Below are 22,188 nucleotides of genomic sequence, written 5' to 3' on the forward strand. Positions count from 1 at the left end.
CTAAACAGCCTCCTTCTTGTCGGAATTCCCATCCGACAGCTTGGCAATCGCCGCTTGCCGTTCATTCCAAGTCATCGGCGCATCGGTTCCGGCAACCTCAACCATCGTGATCGCTCCATCGACTGGACAAACGATCGCGCATAAATTGCAGCCTACGCAGTCTTCCTCCCGAACTTGCAAATACGATTTGCCCTGATCGTCAGTGAGCATCTCAATACATTGATGGGACGTATCCTCACATGCGATATGACACTTATTGCAGTTAATGCACGTTTCTTGGTCAATCTGGGCTACGACGGCGTAATTCAAATCAAGGTTGCCCCAATCGGAATAACGGGGAACGGATTTCCCAACCAGCTCCGTGACGCTGGCGAGCCCTTTATCCTCCAAATAATTGTTCAACCCGTCAATCATATCCTCGACAATCCGGAAGCCGTGATGCATCGCTGCCGTACATACTTGTACGCCCGTCGCTCCCATCAGCATGAACTCCACCGCATCGCGCCAATTGGAGATGCCGCCGATCCCGGAGATCGGAATGCCGACTTCCGGGTTGCGTGCGCAATCCGCTACCATGTGAAGTGCAATCGGCTTCACCGCTGGACCGCAATAACCGCCGTGAGAGCCTTTCCCGCCAACGTGCGGAATTGTATTCCACGTATCGATGTCGACGCCGGCCAGCGAATTGATCGTATTGATCAGGGAGATCGCATCGGCTCCGCCCCGCACCGCAGCCCGCGCTGTGCTCGTAATATCGGTTATATTCGGCGTCAGCTTCACGATGACCGGCGTTCGCGCCGCTTCCTTCGCCCACATCGTCTGCGCTTCCACGAGATCCGGCTGCTGGCCGGAAGCGGATCCCATGCCGCGCTCCGCCATCCCGTGCGGGCAGCCGAAGTTAAGCTCCAGCCCGTCTACGCCGACGGCTTCCACTTTTTTTACAATTTCATGCCATTTCTCCCGCTTCGGTTCCACCATTAACGATACGACAAGCGCATGGTTCGGAAATCGTTTCTTCGTCTCATATATTTCGCGCAAATTGACCTCAAGCGGCCGGTCGGTAATCAGTTCGATATTGTTAAATCCGGCAACCCGCTGCCCGTTGAAATGCACGGCAGCGAACCGTGAAGACGTATTGATGATGGGATCTCCAAGCGTCTTCCATACCGCCCCGCCCCATCCAGCCTCGAATGCCCGTTGAACCTGGTATCCTGTATTGGTCGGAGGTGCTGACGCTAACCAGAAAGGGTTAGGAGATGCGATGCCTGCCAAATTAATGCGTAAATCAGCCATGCTGAATCCCTCCAGTTTGATCGCGTATTATCGTTCTGTAGGTTAAGCCGACTCCTCCTGGTTGTTCATCAAATTCCTGTTAATGGCATGCGCAGCCAATTTCCCCTGTTGAGCGGCCGATACGACCATCGCTTCGCCTTGTCCTTCGCCGAAGATGATGTCGCCGGCCGCATACACTTTGGGGTTGGACGTTTGGCCTGTTTGCGGATCGACCGTCACCGTTCCTCGTCGATGATCCAGCTTAAATTGATCGATGAGCGCGGTGTGCTTCGTTTGCCCTATCGCTTTGATCACGGCGTCAACATAAATCAGAAATTCGGAGCCGGCGATCGGAACGGGCTTCTTACGGCCTGCATCGCCATCGATAAGCTCCATCCGCAAACATTCGATTGCAACGACACGGCCTGCTTCGTCTCCTAGTATACGCTGCGGGGCTGTCAGCCACTGGAAGGCGACGCCATCCCCTTTGGCAAACTCAAATTCAAAGTCATACGCCGTCATTTCTTCGCGCGTTCGCCTATACACGATTTGCACATGCTCCGCGCCTAACCGCACCGAACATGTCGCCGCATCGATCGCCGTATTCCCCGCTCCGATGACGGCTACGCGCTTCCCGATAAGATGAGGATCGAGTCCTGTTTTGGTCGATTCCACGAAGTCGATGGCATCGTAGACGCCTGCCAGCGTCTCGCCTTCGATGCCGAGCATGGGCACCTTCGACATTCCGGCAGCCAGGACGACGGCATCATAGTTTTGAAGCAGTTCGTCAGCAGTAACATCGACCCCGACCCTCGTATTCATCCGGAAAATCACACCTAATCCGCGAACTTGCTCAACTTCCCAAAGCGACACTTCTTGCGGCAAACGGAAGGAAACAATGCCGTATGTATCCAGACCGCCCGCTTCGCTCTTCGCCTCATAAACCGTCACCTGAAAGCCTAAGCGGGCCAGCTCGCGGGCTGCCGATAAACCGGCAGGTCCGCTTCCAATGACGGCAACCGACTTCCCGTTGCCAGCTCCGGCCTTGAACAGCTGCTGTTCGTTCTCCATGGCCCAGTCTGTGGCATAGCGCTGCAATTGCCCAATCAAGATAGGCTTGGACGACTGATGAAGCACGCAAGCCCCTTCGCACAGCTCCTCGGTCGGACATACCCTCGAGCAAGAGGCCCCGACCGGATTCGCCTCCATAATCGTCCGGGCGGATCCTTTGAGGTTGCCGGAGGCAATCTTTTTAATAAACGAAGGAATATTAATTCCCGTCGGACAAGCACGCGTACAAGGGGCATCGTAACAAAACAGACAGCGATTCGATTCCTCCATCGCCTCCTTGGGTCTCATGCCGGCTTTGACTTCGGCAAAGTTACGCTTTAAATCGGTTAGTGAAATAAAGGATGTCCCCATATGCCTCCCCCTCCGCGCTATTTTACTTCTTCATGGCGATTCGGACGGCCGCTCGGTACAGAAGCTCCGTGCCCAGCGTAATATCGTGTTCGCTTGCGAATTCCTTCGGATTATGGCTGATGCCTTCCAGACAGCGAACGAAGATCATGCCATAGTCGCATACGTAAGACATCGCCAACGAATCGTGAAACGGTCCGCTCATCAGCTCCGGCGGGTTAAGCCCCATCGCTTCCGCTTCCTCGCGCAGATGCTCCATGATCCATTCCGCGCAATAGCGGGGCTCGCTGTTCGTATCTTCACGGATGGCATACGTAAGACCATGGTCTCGCGACACGTTCTCGATGACGCTTAACAGCTCCGCTTCGAGCTCGTTACGGCGCGCCAGGTCGATATCGCGCAAATCGACCGTGAATGAGACTTTCTCCGGGATGATGTTCCGTGAATCGGGAAAAACGGTCAGCGACCCCACCGTCCCGACTGTCGGCGCACCCGGCTCCTGCTGCACGAGCTCATTCAGCGCAACGATAATTTTGGCACAGCCGAGCAACGCGTCATGGCGCATGGACATCGGTACCGAACCGGCATGGCCGGCGAAACCGTTCATCTCCACCGTGAGCCATAGCGGTCCGGAGATTCCCGTAACAATTCCGATCGGAGCATTCTGGGATTCCAACACCGGCCCCTGTTCGATATGCAGTTCCAGGAAAGCCCCGATGCGTCCGGGCTGGAACGCATAACCTTCGAAATCGGCGGGATTGCAGCCGAATTGCATCAACGCTTCCCGGCGGGTGACGCCGTTCTTGTCCGTGCGCTCCAGCTCATCTTGTTCCAGCTTGCCTGTCATCCCGCGTACGCCAAATAAGCCTTTGTTGAAACGGCAGCCTTCTTCATCGCAGAACGCCACCACCTCGATATCGCATTCGGGCGTAAGTCCGGCTTCCCTCATGCTTTGAACGACTTCAATCGCGCCCAATACGCCGATCGCCCCATCATATCTCCCGCCGTACGGCTGTGAATCGATATGCGAGCCAATCATAAGCACAGGCGCATCCGGATTACGCCCCTTCCACGTCCCGATGAGGTTGGCAAAAGGATCGATATAAGCGTCCATCCCGGCTTCTTCCATCCACGTTTTCACCAGCTCTACGCCTTCCCGGTCTTCCTTGGATAACGCCAGCCGGCAAACGCCCGTTTCCCCGATTTTCCCGACTTGCGCCAGCTTCTGAATACGCTCGTGCAGCCTCGCTGCTTGGATATGGTTCCTAGGTGCTGTCGTCAATCGCCCTCATCCCTTCTCCTGATTGGCTTGGAATACAGCAAGCAAAGTATCTACGATAAATGCAACATCCTCATCCGTTGATGATAGTGGCGGACTGAGCGTAAGTATGTTGGCATAGCCGGGAACGGTATCCCCGTTCTTCCCAATCAGCAGCCCTTTCGATTTGCAAGCGGCTATGAGACCCGCCACGCGTTCGGGGGATGCGGGTTGCTTCGACTTCACATCCTCGACAAGCTCAATGCCCATCGCCGATCCGAAAATCCGGATTTCGCCGACATGCGGATGCTCGAGCAGCGGCATGAGCCCTTCCCGCAGTGCGCATCCGATCTGCGCAGAACGGGCAACCAAATTTTCCTTCTCCAAAATTTCAATATTTTTCAAAGCGACGACACATGAGACCGGATTCCCTCCAAATGTGTTGATATGCCTTAGATGGCTTGTCGCTCCCTCATCCTTGAAGGAATCATACAGTTCCGAAGAAACGGCGGTCGCTGATAGCGGCGCATAGGCGCTGGTCATGCCTTTGGCCATCGTCACGATGTCCGGCCTTACCCCATAATTGTGATGGCCGAATTTCTCGCCGGAACGCCCGAACCCGCAAATGACTTCATCGACGATAAGCAGAACCTCATATTTATCACATATGCGCCTTACAGCCGCCAAATACTCGTCCTGCGGAATAATCATGCCGCCTCCCGTAATGACCGGTTCCATGATAACCCCGGCGACGGAATCCGGCCCTTCCCATACGATGGCGTCCTCAATTGCTTTGGCACACTGCAGACTGCAGCTGTCTTGGGTTTGCCCGAATGGACAGCGGTAGCAATAAGGCGGCGGCACGTGCTGGAATCCGGTGCCGAGCGGTTCATATTTCAGCTTGCGCTGGGCTTGCCCTGTTGCGCCTAAAGCTCCCATCGAACTCCCGTGGTACGCCCGATGCCGTGAGATGAACTTGAACTTTGACGGTTTTCCGTTCTGGTGATGGTACTGTCTGGCTATTTTGAATGCAACTTCGTTGGCGTCCGATCCGGAGTTGGAGAAGAAGATCCGGTACTCGCCGTCCAGCCACTCGTTGATTTTGGCTGCCAGCTCGATAGCCGGGATATGCGATTGCACCATGGTCGAGTAGGCCAGCTTCATCATCTGTTCAGCTGCGGCATCGGCAATTTCCTTCCTGCCGTGCCCGACGTTCACGCACCACAATCCGGACATCCCGTCCAGGTAGCGGTTCCCTTCCACGTCCGTAATCCAGCTTCCCTCGCCGGATGCAACAATCATCGGATTGTCGTTATGAGCGGACATGTGATGCCACACATACTTCCGATCCTTGTCGAGAAGCTCATCTTTCCATGTGCTATCCTTGGCTTCATTCGCTCCCATAAGCAGCCTCCTCGGCAGATGCAATGCTTTCCTTATTTATTAATATGTGTGTATGGAGAGAGACATCCCTCTACGCGATAGATTTGCTCAACCGTTCATCCAGGCGGATCGGGTGCAGTGCCTGCTTCCGTTCCATAAGAAGTGCGAATGGCCGCTGTTATGGCACGAAACGATTCTGTATCATGCAGTTGCGACGGCCGGTTCCCGCCCAGGTCGATGCGATGAACGGATTGAATGCGTCCGGGAGGAGCGGTTAGAACGATAATCCGATCGGATAGAACAACAGCTTCCTGGATGCTGCTTGTTGCGAGCACAATCGTCTTATCCAGCTTCCTCCTTAAGGTCAGCAGCTCGACATGCAGCTTCTCCTTCGTGAAAGCATCAAGCAGCGAGAACGGCTCATCCAGAAACAGGATGGGCGGATCCAAGGATAACGCACGCGCAATCGCGACCCTAATCTGCAAGCCGCCGCTAAGCTGCCACGGATAATACTCTTTATATTTCGTTAATCCCACCGTTTCGAGCAGCTGATCTACCCCCTCCCGATAAACGGAACGGCTAAGCCCCCACTCCTCAAGTGGCAGCGCGATATTCTCGAGTACGGTTCGCCATTCGTTCAATGCAGGTTGACCGGAAACAATGCCAAACTTTCTTCGCAAACGCACTTCCCGAGGATGATCTTTGCGAAGCTGGATTTGGCCGCTTGTAGGCTGCAATACGTCTGCCATAAGCCGCAGCAGCGTCGATTTGCCGCAACCTGAAGGACCTAACAAGGTGAGGAATTCGCTCCGGTTCACATCGAACGTGATATCTTGGAGCGCAGTGATTTGCTTGCCTCTTTTGCCGAACATCATGCATACGCCATTCAACGATAACTCCACGTTCCGCCTGGAAAGCTCTGAACTCATGGTGCTCCTCCTCGAATCGCCCAAGGTAGTACGTCATGTTGTTGTTATTGTAAATAACCACTTATGTTATATTATATAACACATTAGATGGATTTTACATAGTGCTTTCGAATTTTATCACGTTGGCTTGACATACCGTCTTAAGCTAAAAAATACCCTTCCCCAAATGGAGTAAGGGTATTATTATATTCATTACATAATTAATATTATGTAAACTAATTGTCGATTGATCTGCATCCTTCTTAATGTTCATCATTCGAAAACATCGTAAACTTAATTTTTTGTTAACGAAACAATTATTATGTCAACTTATTATCCTTGTACAGTAGACTCGATCACCGTCAATGTATTATGGTATGTATCCAAGTCCGCAACCGCTCCGATTGGAATTGCCGCTTTGTAGTGTCCGTGCGCCGTAGCCAAATTCGTCATCAAAGGTTTACCTAGCGGGACGAGCACCCCCTCGATCAAATCTTCGTAGGACGTTCCATAGGAAGTCGTGCAATTCGTGCATTGTCCCATCACGATCCCCCGGCAATCCCGGAACTTGCCCGCCAGGATCAACTGCTGCAAGTAGCGGTAGATCGTATTCGTCGGCTCATGCGTCTCTTCCAACAGCACGATTTTCCCCGCGGTATTGATTTCATAAGGCGTCCCCAGCGTTCCGATCAGCGAAGTCAAATTGCCGCCGACAATCGGTCCCCTCACCTTCCCTTTGACCCTGCTGCGCAATGGGATTCCCGGAGGGTTATGAATGACTCTCGCGCTCGCTAACGTGGAAGTTGCCGCAAAGAACTGGTCGAAATTATACGCCGGCGTCCTCGGCTCGAAATCAATGAGGAGCAGGCTTTGGAAGGAGATTAAGTTGGAAAACTGATATAACATATTTAAAAGAATCGTTATATCGCTGTAGCCTGATACGATCTTGGGATTTTCATGAATGAGCCTGTAATCCAAATACGGCAGTATTTCTCTGACTCCCGTACCGCCGCGGGTTGGTAAAATCAGGCGAACGGCAGGATTCCGAATCATCTCCATGAAATCTTCCGCCCGCTGTTGGGCGGTTGCCGCTACAATGCCGCCATAAGCGTAGGCATACTTCCCAATCAGAACATGGAACCCCATCTCTTCCAGCGTGCGAACCCTGGCATCAATGACGCTCGCATCTAACGGACTGCCCAAAGTGACGATTCCAATGGTGTCCCCGCCCCGCAGGACGGGAGGCCGTATTGCCATACCGATGCCTCCTACCTTAGCCGTAGTAACCCCACATTATATGCCTATGCCTGCAGGAATATACGCCGAAATACGCTGCATCGCCTCTTGTTTCTGCTTATCGCCGACATGGGTGTAAATTTGTGTCGTTTGAATACTCGCATGGCCGAGCAGTTCCTGCAATGTGCGAATGTCGGTTCCCGCCAGAACCTGCATCGTTGCGAACGTATGGCGCAGCTTATGGCTTGAGATCGATTTGCCTTGGAGCTCCGTGTAATTCTTCTTCATCTCTACAAAATGCTTCTCCGCAATCGTCTGGATCATCCGAACCGATATCCGCCGTCCGAATTGCGATACGAAGAAAGGTTGCTCCCCTGCAACGCGCGGCTCCAGCCTCTCCTCCAGCGCCTTGTTCAGTACTTGAACCAATTCGTTAGGCAGCGGAATGACCCGCCATTTCCGCCCTTTGCCGTACACCTGCAGCGTGCTTGTGGCCCGATTGAAATCCGACACGTTCAGCCGGTTCAGTTCGCTCACCCGCAATCCCGCGTAGCTCATAAGAAGGAACATCGCCACATTGCGGACCTGATATTTGCCCTCGATCGATTGCAGGAACACCGCCAGTAAATCCTCGCTTAGGAAGGTCGGAATCGGATTCTTCTCAACCTTCGACTTCTTGATATGGAGTGCCGGGTTGCTCTCCGCCGCTTGCAGCTCGATTAAGGCGGAGAAGAAGGTGCGAATCGATGACAAATAACGATTGCGTGCCGCATCTCCCGCTCCACCTTGCCGCATCCTGGTTAAGAAACGCATGATGTCGATAGCTGCAAGCTGATGAAGAGGCTTGTCCATCGCGGACAAAAATAAGCGAACATCGCCAAGATAAGCAAGCTGTGTTCGTTTGGTGAAGCCTTGGTCCTTCATCCAAGTGTCGAACAGCTCCAAATAATCGTCATCATACTCAAAATGGTGTGCCAAGCGCTCTCACTCCGTCCGTTACAATCTAAGTTGCGTTAAATATAGATTTAGTGCAATTTTTTGAGCTTAAAAAAAAGGCCGTTTACGGCCCAATATGCGATGTCGGTTTTAAATCGCGTATCAATCTCTCGGATATTCTACTTTCATAATATCCATGAAGGGTACTTTGTCCACTTCTCCGCTGCCCGTCTCGATATGTACGCGGCCAGTTCGTGAATCCATCGTCGTGATGAAGCCGCGAACGCCTTCCTCGCGTCCCCAGACGGTAAGAACAATTTCGGAGTTTTCCATCTTCGCTTCCGCTAACTGATTGCCAATCTCCTCGAGCACGAACTCGTCGCGCGTAGGTCTTTTTGCTACCTTTTGCTTCGCCAACCTCTCTCCCCCTTATATGCTGTGTTATCTAGACGGCGATCTAATTTCCTTCACACGGCCGACTTGGCCGTCGGTCAAGCGTACTTTGATGCCATGAGGATGCGTAGGCGAATTAGTCAAGAGATCCTTCACAATGCCACGCGTAAGTTTGCCGGTGCGTTGATCCTGCTTCAGGACGATATCGACCTCGGCTCCCGGTACGACATCTTTGCGATTTTGCCCATTCATGATGGCTTCGTTCCCTGCTTTCATTCCAGAATGTGCTTCATTATAACACAAAAACACCTTAAACCCTATCTAAAGCTCCTTGTAATTAATTAATGACATTAATCGTTAACTATATTAATTCTTTAATTATCCAATTTAAGCGGTAAATATCCATCTATAACTAGTGTTTTTAGTTGAAATCAACTTTTTTCCAGTTATAATTATGACGGTAGCAGCTGTCCTCGCTTCCTTTATCGCCCATCAACTTGATGCTGCATGGCTATGATTTTCTATACGAGAGGATGACGTTTCATGGTGATTACGATTCTATCTTGTTTGTTCCTATTCTTTATCGGAGCTCTGCATGTCAGTTGGGCATTCGGCGTCCGTTGGGGCAGCGCTGCTGCGGTTCCCGTAACCCAAGCCTCACACCAGCCCGTATTTCGGCCAGGTAAAACCGCAACACTTACCGTCGCGCTTGTCTTATTTGCAGATACGCTGCTGCTAGGGTGGCAGGGACGTTTGATTCCTCATCTCCCCGTCTTCTCCTGGGTAACATGGGGATGTTGGATTTCACTTTTTGTGTTCGGCCTGCGAACGATCGGCGACTTCCGGTACGTAGGGTTATTCAAATCGATTCGTTCTACGCGTTTCGCCAAATTTGATACCTACTTGTTCACTCCCCTCTGTCTATGGCTGTGCTTCTCATTTGGATATGCGCTCACATTTAGTGCTCGGTGAGGGTTTCCACGAATTAACGTCCAGAATGATCCTTGTCACTGTTCCCATGGATGAAATATTCATATACAATGAAATTAATTAACGTGATTAACTTCAGGCCGAATCAAAGACACCAAGGATTGATGACGGAGGTTGTATACGATATGACAAAATTCATGGACTATTTAATCAGCCCTTACCCGCTGCGCATTATTACTTTGCCTATCGACGCTAGTAAATTGAAGCTGCAATCCTTAACGATTCTTAATGTCGGGCATTTGCCGGGACGCATCTCGTTTCGGCATCAAGCGAAATTTTCCAAGTGGGCTTTCATCTATCTGGCTGGCGGCGGCGGCTCCTATCAAGCCGATAACGGACCTGTGCAGCGTGTCGAAAGCGGAAGCTTGCTGTTTCTTCGACCGGGTGTCATCTATAATTATGGGCCAGATCAGGGCGGTTACTGGGATGAGTATTATTTCACTTTCGAGGGCAGCCGAATCGATGAATGGCTTGGGAGCTGGCTGACGAATGTCGATTCCGCCAAGCATACCGGCCATGAGGACGCCGCGCAGCTGAACCGGATCGAACGGATCTTCATGCTGATGGAGAGCGGGCTGCCGGACAATATCGACCGCGCGGCGCTTTTGCTTGAAACGCTGCTCTTTGACTTTATGCTGAAGGCTCAAGCCCCTGCCGAGACGTCGAAAACACAGCAGGTTATCGACATTATGGACGATCTAGGCGACTCTCTCTTCCAACCCTTCGATGCGAAAGCGATCGCCAAGCGGCATCATATTTCCATTTCTACGCTTCGCAGAGTCGTCAGCGAGTATACCGGATACCCTTTAAATGCCTATATCAACCGTTTGAAGATCGCGGAAGCGAAGAACATTATTCTCAACACGGACAATTCCGTCAAAGAAATCGCCGATTCGCTCGGTTATAAGGATGTTTTTTACTTTTCCAGGTTATTCAAAAAATACGTCGGTGTATCCCCTCACAACTATAGGAATACCATGCAGCGATAAATTTATTTACATAATATTTATTTTGTTAACTTTATAAAAACTTTTTTTGAAAATGAGTGCATCGTCCTAGTACGACTTGTCAAGGTGCTACATAGTATATCTCAGTAGTAAATCTTCCCGATGGGGAGGTGAATCCTAATGACACTCGCTCTTACAGGTTGGATGCTCTACTCGATGTTAGTCGTTCTTGGTTTAATGGGCCTTAGCTTCTTATACGGTTTATACAAAGCTCTCAAAGCCGGCTCCTTCTCCAGTTCTCTCATTCTCTCTTACTTGCAAGATTTGTTGTTCTATGTTTTCCCGTTGTTCATGCTTTCCAACATGATGTCCCTTGACCCTACCGGCTTCTTGTTGATGGTCTTCTACTATCTTGGCGCCCTTGGCGTTGCACTAAAATATTTGGCCGATTTCAAAAAATGATCTGTAACCGCATTCAAAGAATGCTAGCATATGGCTCATTAGGAGCTGAAAGCCGCTATGGTCTCATAGCGGCTTTTTTTATGTAGTAGCGGCCGCGCATCAGCCCCTGCTCCCGTTATGCTTAACATTAGAGGAAAATTCTCCGGTTATTCGATTGCAACAATCGGTTAATGCAGCAATAACAGGAATGCCTCCAACTAAAATGCCGATTATAGCCCCGAATGCCGCATGTTTTATAAAAATAACAGGCGTTTTTCCAGTTGGTACGTCATGATGAGCATTCGTACGAATTAATAAGTGGAGTTATTCCAGTTACGTTTGCTTGTGCGATCCCATAACAAAGCAGCCTGCCAATCGGCAGGCTGCTCCTAATCTTATTAAAATCGCGGCAAATTCGATAAATTGTTGCTCGGATCTCCGTCCGGATAAGACCTTAAAGTCTTCTCGCCTTCCCGGTTTCGGCCGGTGTTGACATCCTCGATTAAACCCGCTTCTGCCATGTTAATGGCATTGGCAATGTCCACTACGCGGCCATCTTGGAATTGGACGGCTGCAATGGCGCCATCGCCATAATGAACCGCTTGAATGATCGCTTTATTCGGGTCAATCGTATGAGGTCCCGCCCCGTACTGTGTACCGTCCCGCATAAATGTGCCGTATTGAAACGGCTGACCATTCGGACCGTAGCCTGTATAACCGCCTTGAAACCCGACATTTCGGGCATCGGCGTTGTTGATTCCTGTATTACGCTCACCGTACGGCGCGTTGAGATTGCCTGAGGAACCTGGAACAGGCATTCCCCCTTGGTACGATGGATACTGATTCTGGTCGTTGCGAGCTTGCGGGATATACGCTTGAGGCTGTTGGTAGCCGTAATCCTGCTGCAGATAAGAAGGCTGCATGTTATTCGTTTGACTTTGCATCCCCTGTTGGTTCAGCATCATCGGTTGGCTTTGCATCGTCGTTTGATTTTGCATCATCGGTTGGCTCTGCATAAACGGTTGTTGACTGCGTCGGCGTCTTGCCATTGCGCGATCACTCCTTTGTTTGCGTTTTACGTGCTGCCACCTAACTAGCATGCTTCGATGCTGCCTATTTTATCCGTATTAACGGCGCAGCCCCATCATATTCCCCGACGAGTACCGGCGCAGTCCCTTGTAAAACAATTGGATTCCCACGACACATAAGAATACGGCCACTGCGACGGAGCCAAGTATGAACGGGAGATCGATTTGGCGCAGGAGACCTATGGGCAAGTAGCTGATGAAACCGGCCGGAAGCACCGTGAACAGCACCAGCTTACCGAACCCTTTGAATATACTAGTCGGATATGTCGTAAACGTCAGCAGCGCATTGAAAAGCTGAAAGCTCAACCCCTCCGTATTGCCTAACCAGAAGGCCAAGCAGTTCACGCTAATCGTGAAAAACAGGAAAATGAGTGTCGAAAGCACCATCGCCAACGCAAATTTCAGCAGCCCGATCAAGGATTTGTCCCCGAAGGCGATATAAATAAGAAGAGCAAACAGCACATCGCCAATTGCGCTTACAGACATCCGGCTAATGAGAACATGCAGCAGCACAGGCTTAGGCTGTGTTAAATAAACGTCAAGCTGTCCGGTCGCAATCAGATTGCCGATCCGCATCGCATTGCCGAAGAAAGTCGCCATTACGCCGAAGCCTCCTGCAGCTACCGCCCATAGCATCATGACGTCCTGCAGCTCCCATCCGTTCAACACGGGGAAACGGCCGAAATAAATGCCCCAAAAGACGATCCACACGACATTATTAATGACCATCATGCCTGCGGTTAACAGAAAACTCAAGCGGAATTCCATCGCTCCCGCCAAATTGAGTTTCCAGAACTGCCATACAAAATGCAGCAACCGCCTGAACTTGCCCGGCTGATCATATTCACTGATCGGAGTGAGCTTACCTCTATCCACCGTTAACATTCAGCTTCGTCACTCCTTTCCGATATACGAACCAAACGATGATGCCAATGACTAGCATCCAAATCAACTGCGTAGCGATAATACCCGCCACATGGACAGTTTCAAAGGCGACCGTCGTTTTCGCAGGAAGATACACGATGGCTTGGAACGGCAGGAACTGGCCGATTCGCTGCAGCGTCTCCGGAAATAATTCTAAGGGCATCAGCATACCGCCGATTGTGAACAGAAATTTGTTGTACACGAATTCTAGCCCTCGGGTTTCCTCTACCCAGAAAGAGCAGAGCGCCAATACCATATTCAACAGGAAATTGACGGTGAAGCCGAACAACGCGATGAGTGGCAGCCAGAGCAAGCCATAGCCGAATTGCGGCGGACCGATGATGAGAAGTCCCAGCACCGCACCGAGGACAGCGTTCACAAGAAACCGTATCGCCGCTTCGCTCATATATTCGGCATAGTGAAAAACAACGAAATGGACGGGGCGAACGAACTTGAATACGATATCCCCGCTCTTCACTTCTTCCTCAACGCGTGTGCACAGGCTGGGACTGGCGAGAATCATTGATTCCGTGATGACCAAATACCACATAATTTGTTTGAAACTGAACCCAGCAATCGTATCCGTCCCTTCACCGTGAAACGTCGTCTGCCAAAGCTGCAGAAATATATATAGGATAAGCAGCAGAAATAAAGACCGCACAAGAAAATCGGCGACATAAGCCAGTTGATTGCGAAGGGTGATTCTGCCGATGAATACATATTTAACCGATTTGCCCCAGGTGTTCATGGGCCAATCCTCCTTTGCCGTAATCCCCATACATCCGAGTGATAATGTCCTCCATCGGCGGATCCTCAATGGTGACGTCGACGATCCGGTGCTCCGACATGATCCTGGCAAGGATCGCTTCGATAGTCGTTATGCGGGTATCTACCGATAGCGATATTCTTGCACCGGCCTGCTCCAATACCGCCACCCCCTCGTGCTCCATCACTTGCGGTTCTTCCACGAGCACCAAACGTACCGTTTTGTGGGTCATGAAACGCTGTTTCATCAAATGAACCTGATCATCGAATACGATCCTGCCGTGATTAATCACGATGGCACGGTCGCATAGCCGTTCAATGTCGCCGGCATCATGCGAGGTAAGGAAAATGGTCGTACCTTCTTCTCTTTTTAATTCCAGAATGAGTTCACGAATGCGCTGCTTCACCACAACATCGAGTCCGATGGTCGGTTCGTCCAGGAATAACACCTGAGGCCGGTGTAGTAGAGAAGCTGCAATTTCACACCGCATCCGCTCGCCGAGAGACAGCTTCCGAACCGTCGTTTGGAGGTAAGGGCCGAGCTCGAAGCGCTCTATCAGGTCGTCACGCCGCTGAATATAATCACTCCGCCGCAGTTCATAGATCCGGCTCATCAGCTCAAAGGTATCCATTGGGGGCAAATGGTACCAAAGCTGCGATTTCTGTCCGAATACGGAGCCGATCCGGTAGCTCAGCTGATTGCGCTCCTTCCACGGACAACAGCCAAGAACTTCAGCTTCGCCGCTCGTCGGATGCAGGATCCCAGTGAGCATCTTGATCGTCGTGGATTTGCCGGCCCCATTCGGTCCGAGGAAAGCGAGCGTCTCCCCTTGCGCAGCCGAGAATGTGATGTTCTCGACGGCAGCTCTTTCCACGTATTGCGGCTTCAGCAGCGCTCTGACACTGCCCAGGAAGCCTTCTTCTTTCCGCTTAATCTGGAATGATTTTCCTAATTGCTCTACGCGAATCGACGTCACCCCGATCCACCGTCCTTTCATTCGGTACAGCAAAAAAGACCTCTCGGTCCATTTCGCCTATTCAGGCGGAACTTTCCGAAGGTCTTTTATCCCTTACGGTGTAACACGTCGATTTCCGTGTCGGCTTCGCTCGGTTCGCCATCCGCGTGGATTCGGATCCCTAGAAGCCCTTCCGTTTATTTTTCACATCTTAACACACCATGTCATGTACAAACAATAGTTTTTTTCAATTAATTTCCTGACTGCTGCAGAGAGTCCAGCTCCTGCCGAAGTTCGGCCGATTTCGATTGCGCATCCTTAATTTGACTTTGCAGCTGCTGAATTTCCTCTTCTGCCTCAGTCAATGCAGCCGCAGTAGCTTGGGAATGCAGCTCCTGAGCTACCTGCAAGGTCTGTTCGGCAGCTTGTTCTGCCTTTTGCGCAAACTGCTTAATCTGCTCGATGGATTGCGAATTGCTATCTTCCTGGCTTTGCTCGTTTTGTTGTGGCATTTAGGAACCCCCAGTTCAAATTTTCCATACGAGATTAATTTAAGTAAAACAAGCCAATCTTATTCCTGCAATCTGCAGCGAATGCTCGATGATGATTTCAACGATGCCCCTATATAACAGGCAGCCACTCCTCTATATCGTGTTCCGGCTATCCTTCTTCTACCAATTTCCTTCGCTCACTGCTATACTAACAGCATGCAGACGTTAGAGAGGTGACAGCGGATGAACATTATTAAAGTCAAAGATCGCCACGAATTAGAGAAAAGAATTCCTAATATGCCTTGGTATATCGAGAAATTCATCAATTATAAGCTGCCGGATCTTTCCCCTTCTTCATTGTTGGAATATGTCCGGGACTATGAAATTTTCCTCTCCTGGCTGTTAGCCGAAGGCTTGAGTTCGGCTAGCACCATCAATCAAGTGCCATTGGAAGACTTGGAGAAATTGCATATGGACAGCATCGATAATTTTCGCATGTTTCTGGCCACCCGCAAGGAGCAAGCCAATGTGAAAACGACAATTAACCGTAAGCTTTCCGCGCTGCGCTCGCTATTTCATTATTTGAGCCAGATCGCCGAGGATGACAATTTCTACCCGCTTCTGAAGCGGAACGTGATGGCCAAGGTGGAAATCAAGCGGTCTCACAGGCCTAAGGATAGCGCCGCCAAGCTGGAAGGCAAGCTGCTCCAGGAAGAGGAAATCGCTCAATTCATCGAATATGTCCAGCATGGCTACGAACATGATGTAGCCTCCAACAAGCAGGCGATCTACGCTTATGAGCTGAACAAGATTCGTGATATTTGCATCATTACGCTTATTCTGAATTCCGGGCTTCGCGTCTCGGAGGTATTTAATTTGAACGTCGACGATATCGACTTGAAGAAGAAGCTGACCCATGTATACCGCAAAGGTAAAAATGATGATACGTTCAAGACGCCCGTATACTTCCGGCAGGATGCCATTCAAGCTTTAACGGACTATCTGGCCATCCGGCAAACCCGCTATAAACCGGTCAAAAAAGAAAAAGCCCTCTTCCTTGCCATCGCAAACGGCAAAAAAGAAGGCGATCGGATGACCAAGAGAGCCATCCAGGAGCTGGTTATCAAATATGCCAAACGGTTCGGCAAGCCCTACCTGTCCGTTCATAAACTGCGGCACTCTTTCGCCACAGACTATTACCTGCAGAACGATTTGTACAAAACCCAAGAGCAGCTTGGACATGCGTCTCCGGAAACAACGCAAATTTATGCGCACCTGACGGATCGTACCATGTCTGAAGCGATTGACAGGCGCCAGGAATCCTGAAGATTTATTTCTTCAGGATTTTTTCGATTTGCTCCAGTTCTTCTGGAGAGAATTCGAGATTGTTCAATGCTGCGACATTCTCTTCAATTTGCGAAACGCGGCTTGCTCCGATCAATGCGGAGGTTACGCGTCCGCCGCGCAGCACCCAAGCCAGCGCCATTTGCGCCAAACTTTGGCCGCGGCTTGCGGCAAGCTCGTTCAGCTGAATGATTTGCTTCAGCTTCTCTTCGGTAATATCCTTCGTATTCAAGAACTGGCTTTTCCCGCCTGCTCGCGAATCGCTCGGAACACCGTTCACGTACTTGTTCGTTAGCAGCCCTTGTGCAAGCGGACAGAACGCAATGCTGCCTACGCCGAACTCGTCCAGAACATCTTGAAGCCCATCCTCGATCCAGCGGTTCATCATGCTGTACGAAGGTTGATGAATCAGCAGAGGAGTGCCGAGACCTTTCAGAATCGTAACCGCCTCACGCGTCTGCTCAGCCGTATAGTTGGATAAACCAATGTACAAAGCTTTCCCTTGACGGACGATTTGGTCAAGCGCAGCCATCGTTTCCTCGAATGGCGTATTCGGATCCGGTCTGTGCGAATAGAAAATGTCGACATACTCCAGACCCATACGTTTCAAGCTTTGATCCAGCGAAGAAATTAAATATTTCTTGGATCCCCACTCGCCGTAAGGTCCTTCCCACATATAATAGCCGGCTTTGGTCGAAATAATCATCTCATCGCGGTAAGCGCCAAGATCGCTCTTCAGCACCTTGCCGAACATTTCTTCGGCAGAGCCTGGAGGCGGCCCATAGTTATTCGCCAAATCAAAATGCGTAATCCCCAAATCAAATGAACGAAGCAGCATCGCTCTGCCGTTCTCATGAATATCAAGCCCGCCGAAATTATGCCACAGTCCTAAGGAAATGGCCGGGAGCTTAAGTCCCGATTTGCCGGAACGATTATATTTCATTTCTGCATAACGCGTTAAACTTGCCTGGTAGACCATATGTATCCTCCTTCAAATGTGCATAGAAAACTTATGTCATTAAGCATCTATACAAGTTTCACCAAATGCTGGTTTCTTAGTATAGTATAGGCGAACGAGCCGAACAAAAAAAGAACTGAAAAAAACGTGTCTTACTTACCTGAAGGTTAGTTATCCCCTTATATATAGCAAAGCTGCCAGGTTTCGCCTGGCAGCCTCCGAACTTATTTACATTTGCCGCAGCCGCAATTACATTTGCGCTTAGGTTTAGGCTTGTAAACCAATTTGCTTGTAAAAGCTGCTTTCGTATGTGCCGTACCACGAAGACCTGCACAGCGTAAACAGTCTGCAATACATTGATTGCGGCCCACCACAAATAAACGCGTACACACATTACGGCAATAACGGCCGCAGTTCGGTATTGCACGTACATTTCCTACATAAGCACCTTTAGCCAACCTCCAGCACCACCTTCTCGTTTGGTACTATAGCGTATTCCCGCCGGTCGGTTTACGGTTGTACGGTACACTAGACAAATTCCTTATTTTACAGCGCCGCAACTAGTTCATGGCAATGATTTTGCAGCCATTTGGTTTTCTCGTAGGCGTTCTGAATAATATCAATCAACACGCCTTGAGGATCAACCCCATCCGCATAGCGCCCCAGGAAATGGATAAACACATCCAGCCTGCGCAGCTCGATGAGCAGCGGCAGCACGGCAAGCTCCGCTTCCTTCAATTGTACGAACTTCCGGTATCCCTGATAGAAGGCTCTGCAGTTCAGCTGCAACTGCTCAATGGGAAGCGTCGGATCGATGAAATCCGATAAACAGACCGCAAGCTCCATCACGCGCAAATCCCGGGTAACAAACTCGAAGTCGAGCACCGATGCGATCTGCCCCTTTTCATCCACAAGCATATTGGAACCGTTGATATCGCCATGCACGAGCTGATGAGGCAGCTTACGCAAAGCGGGAATCGATTGATATAAAGCGGAGAATCGATCAAAAATATATAGGAGCTCCTCACGCTGCGGAGAAAATATTTCCGTCGGATGGATACAAAATTCCCGTATCGCGTCCGGCGTGCAGCGGGGATGAATGTTCTCAATCTCATAGTATGGCGGATACACAGGCTTTAGATCGACAGCTATATCGGCCAATACGGAAGACAGCTGGCCCACGGCCGCTCCGAACTGTTCCACTTGGTCGGTATCCAGCCAAGCAGGGTTCGTGCCGTCGGTGAACGTAAACAAAGCGGCTAGCTTGCCCTCGCGGTCCGCGGCTAGCTGGACCACCGTGCCGCCATCCGGCAGCTCAATCGGGGCCGGGATCCGGTACGGCAGTTGATGTTTCCGTTTATTCAGTGCCAGTAGAATTCGATGTTCGAAAATAATTTTATCGATATCCCGGTGAGTCTCATAAAGTCGCAGAACATAGGTCGTACCGTCAACGTCTACAAAACGCGTTGTATTGTTCATCCCACCGGCACCCAATCGCATAGTCCACTTGCGGCCAGGAAACCAGTGGGATGGCAGTAAAGCTAATTGCTCTTCCAGCTCCAGATCTTTGACACGCATAATCGCATTCATCAGCTCCCTTTCCTACACGAGATTGTCTCCTTCGACAGCGAATTCGAAATCTTCCACATCAAAGGCCTGAACAGGAATTTCAGCTCCTATCAGCCGCTCAATGAAATCCAACTGGTCGGTAAGCAAGGCAGCTTGCTCTTTAATTGCCGTTAGAATTAACTCCGTTTCAATCGGATCGAACTGTTCACCATACGCCTCGTTATCGATCGCATAGACGACTGTAAGCGTTACATGCTCATTAATGGGCAATGGTGCGCTTTTCCGCCACGGAACGGTGAGCGCTTTCTCAATTTTCTTCTTATTAAACGACTCTTCGAAGAAAGCGATCAGCTCGCCAATCATTTGCTTGACGAAGCCGTCATCCTCTTCTTCCAGCATGATGGGGTCGTTAGCTGTTTGAAGCTCGTAGAGCTCCTGGATGCTCGTATAGGGTATGACATACGTGACCGGTTCTCCCGGCACCATCAATTGCCCGTGCACCGCCAGCATGACCGCCTCGATAATGAACGTTTTGCTCATATTCGTCCCCTCCTTTCTCGCTTGCTAGTTTAGCATGTATTTCGCTAAAAAGCATGTGAACTCCTTTTTTCATCTCCAAACAAAAACCGTTAGTTCGTTGATCTCACCGATCATCTTGAACTAACGGTTTATTCTTAGCTTATCTAGTGCCATCGATTACCTCACGTTTCTCATACATGGGGAGATAAGGCTTCTTGGAGAATCGGTTCGCATAAGCCGACGCTACATAACAATCCGGTTTAATGACTGGTACCATGCCTACCGATTCCACACGCCGTACCATCTCTTGGACAAATTTGGCTGTCCGGTTTTTGTTTATATCCGCACCTGCATCAATATGTATAAACATATCGAAAGAGGCGCCTTGGTACAGCTGAGGAAGCACGATATTCTCCATTTCCTGCCGTTTCGCCTCATGAAAGTACATTGCGATTTCTTCGCTGAACGCGGTTTCCATGGAGAGCTTCTCTTTGATGGAATGTAAAGCTCTGGGGACGATCACTTGGCGATAGCACGCCCATGCGCCTTTCCCCAGTCTCTGGATAACGACACCTGTAATGAACTTGGTGTGTCCCGGGTGCACCTGACAATCCGTTCCGATAATGAATTTGTACGTACCTGCCGGATCAAGCCGCATGAAGTGCAAGATGCGCTCATGCACCGTATCCAGGTCAAGCCCGCTTTCGGTCGTGTTCCGAAATTCCAGTGGATGACTCGCTGCTGAAGGTTTCAATGATAAGGCTCTTCCTTTCTCCTTAGAATCAGGAAGAAGCGGATGCTGGCTTATGCATCCGCCCCTATCTATAGTATATGGCAAACATTCGCTGCTCGAACCATCAACTATTTTAAAACACTGCCGCCATATAAAAAGCGGTTCTCCCACTGCTTGCCGTCGATGGTATCGACACGAACCCCGCCGGACTCAACTGAGTAGGTATGCAGCAGGCTGTCATTCCCTAGATAGACCGCCACGTGTGTGATAGGCTCTTTAAAGATGTCGATGTTGTCATAATCGGATGACTTGCTTCCCTTATATGCGGAGAAGAACATCAAGTCTCCACGCTTTAATTGGGTCCAATCCGTCGACACGGGACCGAGCGAACGTACGTAATCCCCTTGAGCCGCAGAATCGCTCGGAACTGCGAGACGAAGCGCGTCCCAGAACATCGTTTGGATAAGATCCGAGCAATCGAACGTCGTTGGATCATTGCGGTCGGAGCCGAATTCGTACGGGGTACCCAAGTACGCATTCCCTGCTGCAATAACGGCTTCAATCGCATCCGCTAACGGCATTGCCGGCACGATAACACTGAAATCCGTTGTTATGTATTTACTGCTGGAGCTGACGTATCCGCTTGTCCCGCCCGCATCTACAATTTTATACCAATTATCGTTCACTCGTTCGGTTACCAGGACTTCCTCGCCTTTACTCAGCATACGGATCACTTTGGAACCGCTATCCGATGACGGTAATGTGCGAAAGTTAACGCCATAAATGATTGCTGCATTGGAAATGACTTTTATGTATTTGCTATTGGTTGATACATAGCCGCTGACACCCTGCGCATCTTTCACTCGAAACCAATTCGCCGTCACATAGTCCGTTACGGTGACGATTTCATTCGTTTTGAGCATCCGGATGACATTGCTGGACGTGCTCGGCTGATCTCTAAAGCTGACTCCTGAAACAATCTGTGCTTTGGTCGAAACATCTGCAATCGCTGCCATGGCCGCCGGACATACCCAGGTAAACGCAAGTACAAGCAAAAGACTAACCATTGTCCATTTTCTCATTTTGTCTCAACCTACTCCCATGTTGTAAATTTTTTCTTTCGCACCCTTATTATAGTTTGCGGGGGTGCTTGGCGAAAATAGGCGTAAGGTTGCGATTCTTGTCGTTTAATCATCCATTCGGCATGGCTGCGTACCTATTGACGGCAAGGTTTAATTTTCCAGTTTACGAACCTCCGGCTTACGGTCACTTGACCAAAAAAGTTGCAGTGCAGGATCGTTCTTCAGCTTCACGTTGCAGATCTTCATCTCCGATTCTTCGAGCTCAATCACTTGCCATTCCTCAGCGGCGATCCCCTCTGCGGGTTGCAGCAACGCTTGATATTGCTGTGCGGCTTCTTCTTCATCAAGCCAAAATTTCACCCCGTAATAAGCAAGTCCATAGTGATTAACCTGCATACACGTATAAATTTGCTGCGTGTTGCGATGGAGCAGAACATAAGGCATATAGTTTCCTCCCGATAAAAAGGCACATTCGCCTCAGATAATGTGCACCCCTTAGAATAGACATTGGAAAAACCCCCTGGTTAATCCGATGAATTCTAAGGGGTGTTTTTTATGGGGTTTAAGGGACAAACG

General features: G+C 50.2%; 24 protein-coding genes. 4 read left to right on the top strand and 20 right to left on the bottom strand.

Translation table 11 applies throughout. The features are described from left to right. From preA to J2X61_RS29750, 9 genes are all read right to left on the bottom strand, one after another. Positions 1-1,293 (bottom strand): NAD-dependent dihydropyrimidine dehydrogenase subunit PreA, encoded by a 1,293-nt coding sequence (gene preA / locus J2X61_RS29710; protein WP_310193239.1) that lies wholly within the window; start codon positions 1,291-1,293, stop codon positions 1-3. A gap of 42 nt (positions 1,294-1,335) precedes the next feature. Next, complete coding sequence (locus tag J2X61_RS29715; RefSeq protein WP_310193242.1) at positions 1,336-2,694, bottom strand: NAD(P)-dependent oxidoreductase; 1,359 nt, start codon at positions 2,692-2,694, stop codon at positions 1,336-1,338. 22 nt (positions 2,695-2,716) lie between these two features. Further along, positions 2,717-3,973, bottom strand: coding sequence for a M20 family metallo-hydrolase (locus J2X61_RS29720; RefSeq protein ID WP_310193245.1), 1,257 nt, complete (start codon positions 3,971-3,973; stop codon positions 2,717-2,719). Positions 3,974-3,979: 6 nt separating this feature from the next. Beyond that, positions 3,980-5,353 (bottom strand): aspartate aminotransferase family protein, encoded by a 1,374-nt coding sequence (locus J2X61_RS29725; protein ID WP_310193247.1) that lies wholly within the window; start codon positions 5,351-5,353, stop codon positions 3,980-3,982. 95 nt (positions 5,354-5,448) lie between these two features. Further along, on the bottom strand, positions 5,449-6,261 hold the full coding sequence (locus J2X61_RS29730) for an ABC transporter ATP-binding protein (protein ID WP_310193250.1): 813 nt from the start codon (positions 6,259-6,261) through the stop codon (positions 5,449-5,451). A 312-nt stretch (positions 6,262-6,573) separates the two neighbouring features. Then, on the bottom strand, positions 6,574-7,497 hold the full coding sequence (locus J2X61_RS29735) for a S66 peptidase family protein (protein WP_310193253.1): 924 nt from the start codon (positions 7,495-7,497) through the stop codon (positions 6,574-6,576). Positions 7,498-7,533: 36 nt separating this feature from the next. Then, positions 7,534-8,454: a tyrosine-type recombinase/integrase gene (locus J2X61_RS29740; protein WP_310193256.1), complete on the bottom strand. Its 921-nt coding sequence runs from the start codon at positions 8,452-8,454 to the stop codon at positions 7,534-7,536. Positions 8,455-8,574: 120 nt separating this feature from the next. Next, positions 8,575-8,829, bottom strand: coding sequence for a YolD-like family protein (locus J2X61_RS29745; RefSeq protein WP_274471457.1), 255 nt, complete (start codon positions 8,827-8,829; stop codon positions 8,575-8,577). Between the two features lie 24 nt (positions 8,830-8,853). Further along, a complete protein-coding gene (locus J2X61_RS29750; RefSeq protein WP_274471671.1) occupies positions 8,854-9,057 on the bottom strand; it encodes a YwbE family protein in 204 nt (67 codons plus the stop codon). Between the two features lie 291 nt (positions 9,058-9,348). On the opposite strand from J2X61_RS29750, the gene J2X61_RS29755 reads away from it, so the two are divergent. From J2X61_RS29755 to J2X61_RS29765, 3 genes are all read left to right on the top strand, one after another. Next, positions 9,349-9,777, top strand: a complete 429-nt coding sequence (locus J2X61_RS29755; protein WP_310193259.1) for a DUF3995 domain-containing protein — start codon at positions 9,349-9,351, stop codon at positions 9,775-9,777. A gap of 143 nt (positions 9,778-9,920) precedes the next feature. Then, positions 9,921-10,784: a helix-turn-helix domain-containing protein gene (locus tag J2X61_RS29760; protein ID WP_274471454.1), complete on the top strand. Its 864-nt coding sequence runs from the start codon at positions 9,921-9,923 to the stop codon at positions 10,782-10,784. A 138-nt stretch (positions 10,785-10,922) separates the two neighbouring features. Further along, the gene (locus J2X61_RS29765; RefSeq protein WP_274471452.1) at positions 10,923-11,204 is read left to right on the top strand and encodes a hypothetical protein; all 282 of its coding nucleotides are present in this window, start codon (positions 10,923-10,925) and stop codon (positions 11,202-11,204) included. A 377-nt stretch (positions 11,205-11,581) separates the two neighbouring features. On the opposite strand, the gene J2X61_RS29770 is transcribed toward J2X61_RS29765, so the two are convergent. The 5 genes from J2X61_RS29770 to J2X61_RS29790 all read right to left on the bottom strand — a co-directional run bounded on the left by J2X61_RS29770 (position 11,582) and on the right by J2X61_RS29790 (position 15,428). Continuing rightward, complete coding sequence (locus J2X61_RS29770; protein WP_310193262.1) at positions 11,582-12,232, bottom strand: DUF3892 domain-containing protein; 651 nt, start codon at positions 12,230-12,232, stop codon at positions 11,582-11,584. Positions 12,233-12,310: 78 nt separating this feature from the next. Further along, complete coding sequence (locus tag J2X61_RS29775; RefSeq protein WP_274471450.1) at positions 12,311-13,156, bottom strand: ABC transporter permease; 846 nt, start codon at positions 13,154-13,156, stop codon at positions 12,311-12,313. Continuing rightward, the gene (locus tag J2X61_RS29780) at positions 13,140-13,943 is read right to left on the bottom strand and encodes an ABC transporter permease (protein ID WP_310193265.1); all 804 of its coding nucleotides are present in this window, start codon (positions 13,941-13,943) and stop codon (positions 13,140-13,142) included. Before J2X61_RS29780 ends, J2X61_RS29775 begins: the two co-directional genes overlap by 17 nt. Next, positions 13,918-14,937 carry an ABC transporter ATP-binding protein gene (locus J2X61_RS29785; protein ID WP_310193292.1) on the bottom strand — a complete coding sequence of 340 codons (1,020 nt, stop codon included), beginning with the start codon at positions 14,935-14,937 and terminating at the stop codon, positions 13,918-13,920. The genes J2X61_RS29780 and J2X61_RS29785 overlap by 26 nt, the downstream gene beginning before the upstream one ends. 230 nt (positions 14,938-15,167) lie before the next feature. Beyond that, entirely contained in the window at positions 15,168-15,428 is a 261-nt protein-coding gene (locus J2X61_RS29790; protein WP_274471448.1) for a hypothetical protein, read from the bottom strand. Positions 15,429-15,650: 222 nt separating this feature from the next. Here J2X61_RS29790 and xerS point away from each other — a divergent pair, with 222 nt between their 5' ends. Next, entirely contained in the window at positions 15,651-16,733 is a 1,083-nt protein-coding gene (gene xerS / locus J2X61_RS29795) for a tyrosine recombinase XerS (RefSeq protein WP_274471446.1), read from the top strand. Between the two features lie 4 nt (positions 16,734-16,737). Here xerS and mgrA read toward each other — a convergent pair whose 3' ends face one another. The 6 genes from mgrA to J2X61_RS29825 all read right to left on the bottom strand — a co-directional run bounded on the left by mgrA (position 16,738) and on the right by J2X61_RS29825 (position 22,056). Next, complete coding sequence (mgrA, locus tag J2X61_RS29800) at positions 16,738-17,730, bottom strand: L-glyceraldehyde 3-phosphate reductase (RefSeq protein ID WP_274471445.1); 993 nt, start codon at positions 17,728-17,730, stop codon at positions 16,738-16,740. Between the two features lie 525 nt (positions 17,731-18,255). Beyond that, entirely contained in the window at positions 18,256-19,299 is a 1,044-nt protein-coding gene (locus tag J2X61_RS29805) for a phosphotransferase enzyme family protein (RefSeq protein WP_274471443.1), read from the bottom strand. A gap of 12 nt (positions 19,300-19,311) precedes the next feature. After that, a complete protein-coding gene (locus tag J2X61_RS29810; RefSeq protein WP_274471441.1) occupies positions 19,312-19,818 on the bottom strand; it encodes an ADP-heptose synthase in 507 nt (168 codons plus the stop codon). Positions 19,819-19,957: 139 nt separating this feature from the next. Beyond that, a complete protein-coding gene (locus J2X61_RS29815; RefSeq protein WP_274471439.1) occupies positions 19,958-20,551 on the bottom strand; it encodes a ribonuclease H-like YkuK family protein in 594 nt (197 codons plus the stop codon). Positions 20,552-20,658: 107 nt separating this feature from the next. Continuing rightward, the gene (locus J2X61_RS29820; RefSeq protein WP_274471438.1) at positions 20,659-21,612 is read right to left on the bottom strand and encodes a C40 family peptidase; all 954 of its coding nucleotides are present in this window, start codon (positions 21,610-21,612) and stop codon (positions 20,659-20,661) included. 150 nt (positions 21,613-21,762) lie between these two features. Continuing rightward, positions 21,763-22,056 carry a hypothetical protein gene (locus J2X61_RS29825; protein ID WP_310193269.1) on the bottom strand — a complete coding sequence of 98 codons (294 nt, stop codon included), beginning with the start codon at positions 22,054-22,056 and terminating at the stop codon, positions 21,763-21,765. Positions 22,057-22,188 lie beyond the last annotated feature (132 nt).

It is taken from the genome of Bacillus sp. 3255, assembly GCF_031456485.1.
In the GTDB taxonomy this organism is placed as follows: Bacteria; Bacillota; Bacilli; order Paenibacillales; family NBRC-103111; genus Paenibacillus_E.

What these genes read in the sequence shown, in the direction of transcription:
- J2X61_RS29775 (WP_274471450.1), bottom strand. Translation starts at nt 13,156, where the DNA reads ATGTTAACGGTGGATAGAGGTAAGCTCACTCCGATCAGTGAATATGAT.
- J2X61_RS29735 (WP_310193253.1), bottom strand. Translation starts at nt 7,497, where the DNA reads ATGGCAATACGGCCTCCCGTCCTGCGGGGCGGGGACACCATTGGAATC.
- J2X61_RS29790 (WP_274471448.1), bottom strand. Translation starts at nt 15,428, where the DNA reads ATGCCACAACAAAACGAGCAAAGCCAGGAAGATAGCAATTCGCAATCC.
- J2X61_RS29725 (WP_310193247.1), bottom strand. Translation starts at nt 5,353, where the DNA reads ATGGGAGCGAATGAAGCCAAGGATAGCACATGGAAAGATGAGCTTCTC.
- J2X61_RS29805 (WP_274471443.1), bottom strand. Translation starts at nt 19,299, where the DNA reads ATGAATGCGATTATGCGTGTCAAAGATCTGGAGCTGGAAGAGCAATTA.
- J2X61_RS29770 (WP_310193262.1), bottom strand. Translation starts at nt 12,232, where the DNA reads ATGGCAAGACGCCGACGCAGTCAACAACCGTTTATGCAGAGCCAACCG.
- J2X61_RS29820 (WP_274471438.1), bottom strand. Translation starts at nt 21,612, where the DNA reads ATGAGAAAATGGACAATGGTTAGTCTTTTGCTTGTACTTGCGTTTACC.
- J2X61_RS29780 (WP_310193265.1), bottom strand. Translation starts at nt 13,943, where the DNA reads ATGAACACCTGGGGCAAATCGGTTAAATATGTATTCATCGGCAGAATC.
- J2X61_RS29760 (WP_274471454.1), top strand. Translation starts at nt 9,921, where the DNA reads ATGACAAAATTCATGGACTATTTAATCAGCCCTTACCCGCTGCGCATT.
- J2X61_RS29765 (WP_274471452.1), top strand. Translation starts at nt 10,923, where the DNA reads ATGACACTCGCTCTTACAGGTTGGATGCTCTACTCGATGTTAGTCGTT.
- preA (WP_310193239.1), bottom strand. Translation starts at nt 1,293, where the DNA reads ATGGCTGATTTACGCATTAATTTGGCAGGCATCGCATCTCCTAACCCT.
- J2X61_RS29715 (WP_310193242.1), bottom strand. Translation starts at nt 2,694, where the DNA reads ATGGGGACATCCTTTATTTCACTAACCGATTTAAAGCGTAACTTTGCC.
- J2X61_RS29755 (WP_310193259.1), top strand. Translation starts at nt 9,349, where the DNA reads ATGGTGATTACGATTCTATCTTGTTTGTTCCTATTCTTTATCGGAGCT.
- J2X61_RS29825 (WP_310193269.1), bottom strand. Translation starts at nt 22,056, where the DNA reads ATGCCTTATGTTCTGCTCCATCGCAACACGCAGCAAATTTATACGTGT.
- xerS (WP_274471446.1), top strand. Translation starts at nt 15,651, where the DNA reads ATGAACATTATTAAAGTCAAAGATCGCCACGAATTAGAGAAAAGAATT.
- J2X61_RS29750 (WP_274471671.1), bottom strand. Translation starts at nt 9,057, where the DNA reads ATGAATGGGCAAAATCGCAAAGATGTCGTACCGGGAGCCGAGGTCGAT.
- mgrA (WP_274471445.1), bottom strand. Translation starts at nt 17,730, where the DNA reads ATGGTCTACCAGGCAAGTTTAACGCGTTATGCAGAAATGAAATATAAT.
- J2X61_RS29810 (WP_274471441.1), bottom strand. Translation starts at nt 19,818, where the DNA reads ATGAGCAAAACGTTCATTATCGAGGCGGTCATGCTGGCGGTGCACGGG.
- J2X61_RS29730 (WP_310193250.1), bottom strand. Translation starts at nt 6,261, where the DNA reads ATGAGTTCAGAGCTTTCCAGGCGGAACGTGGAGTTATCGTTGAATGGC.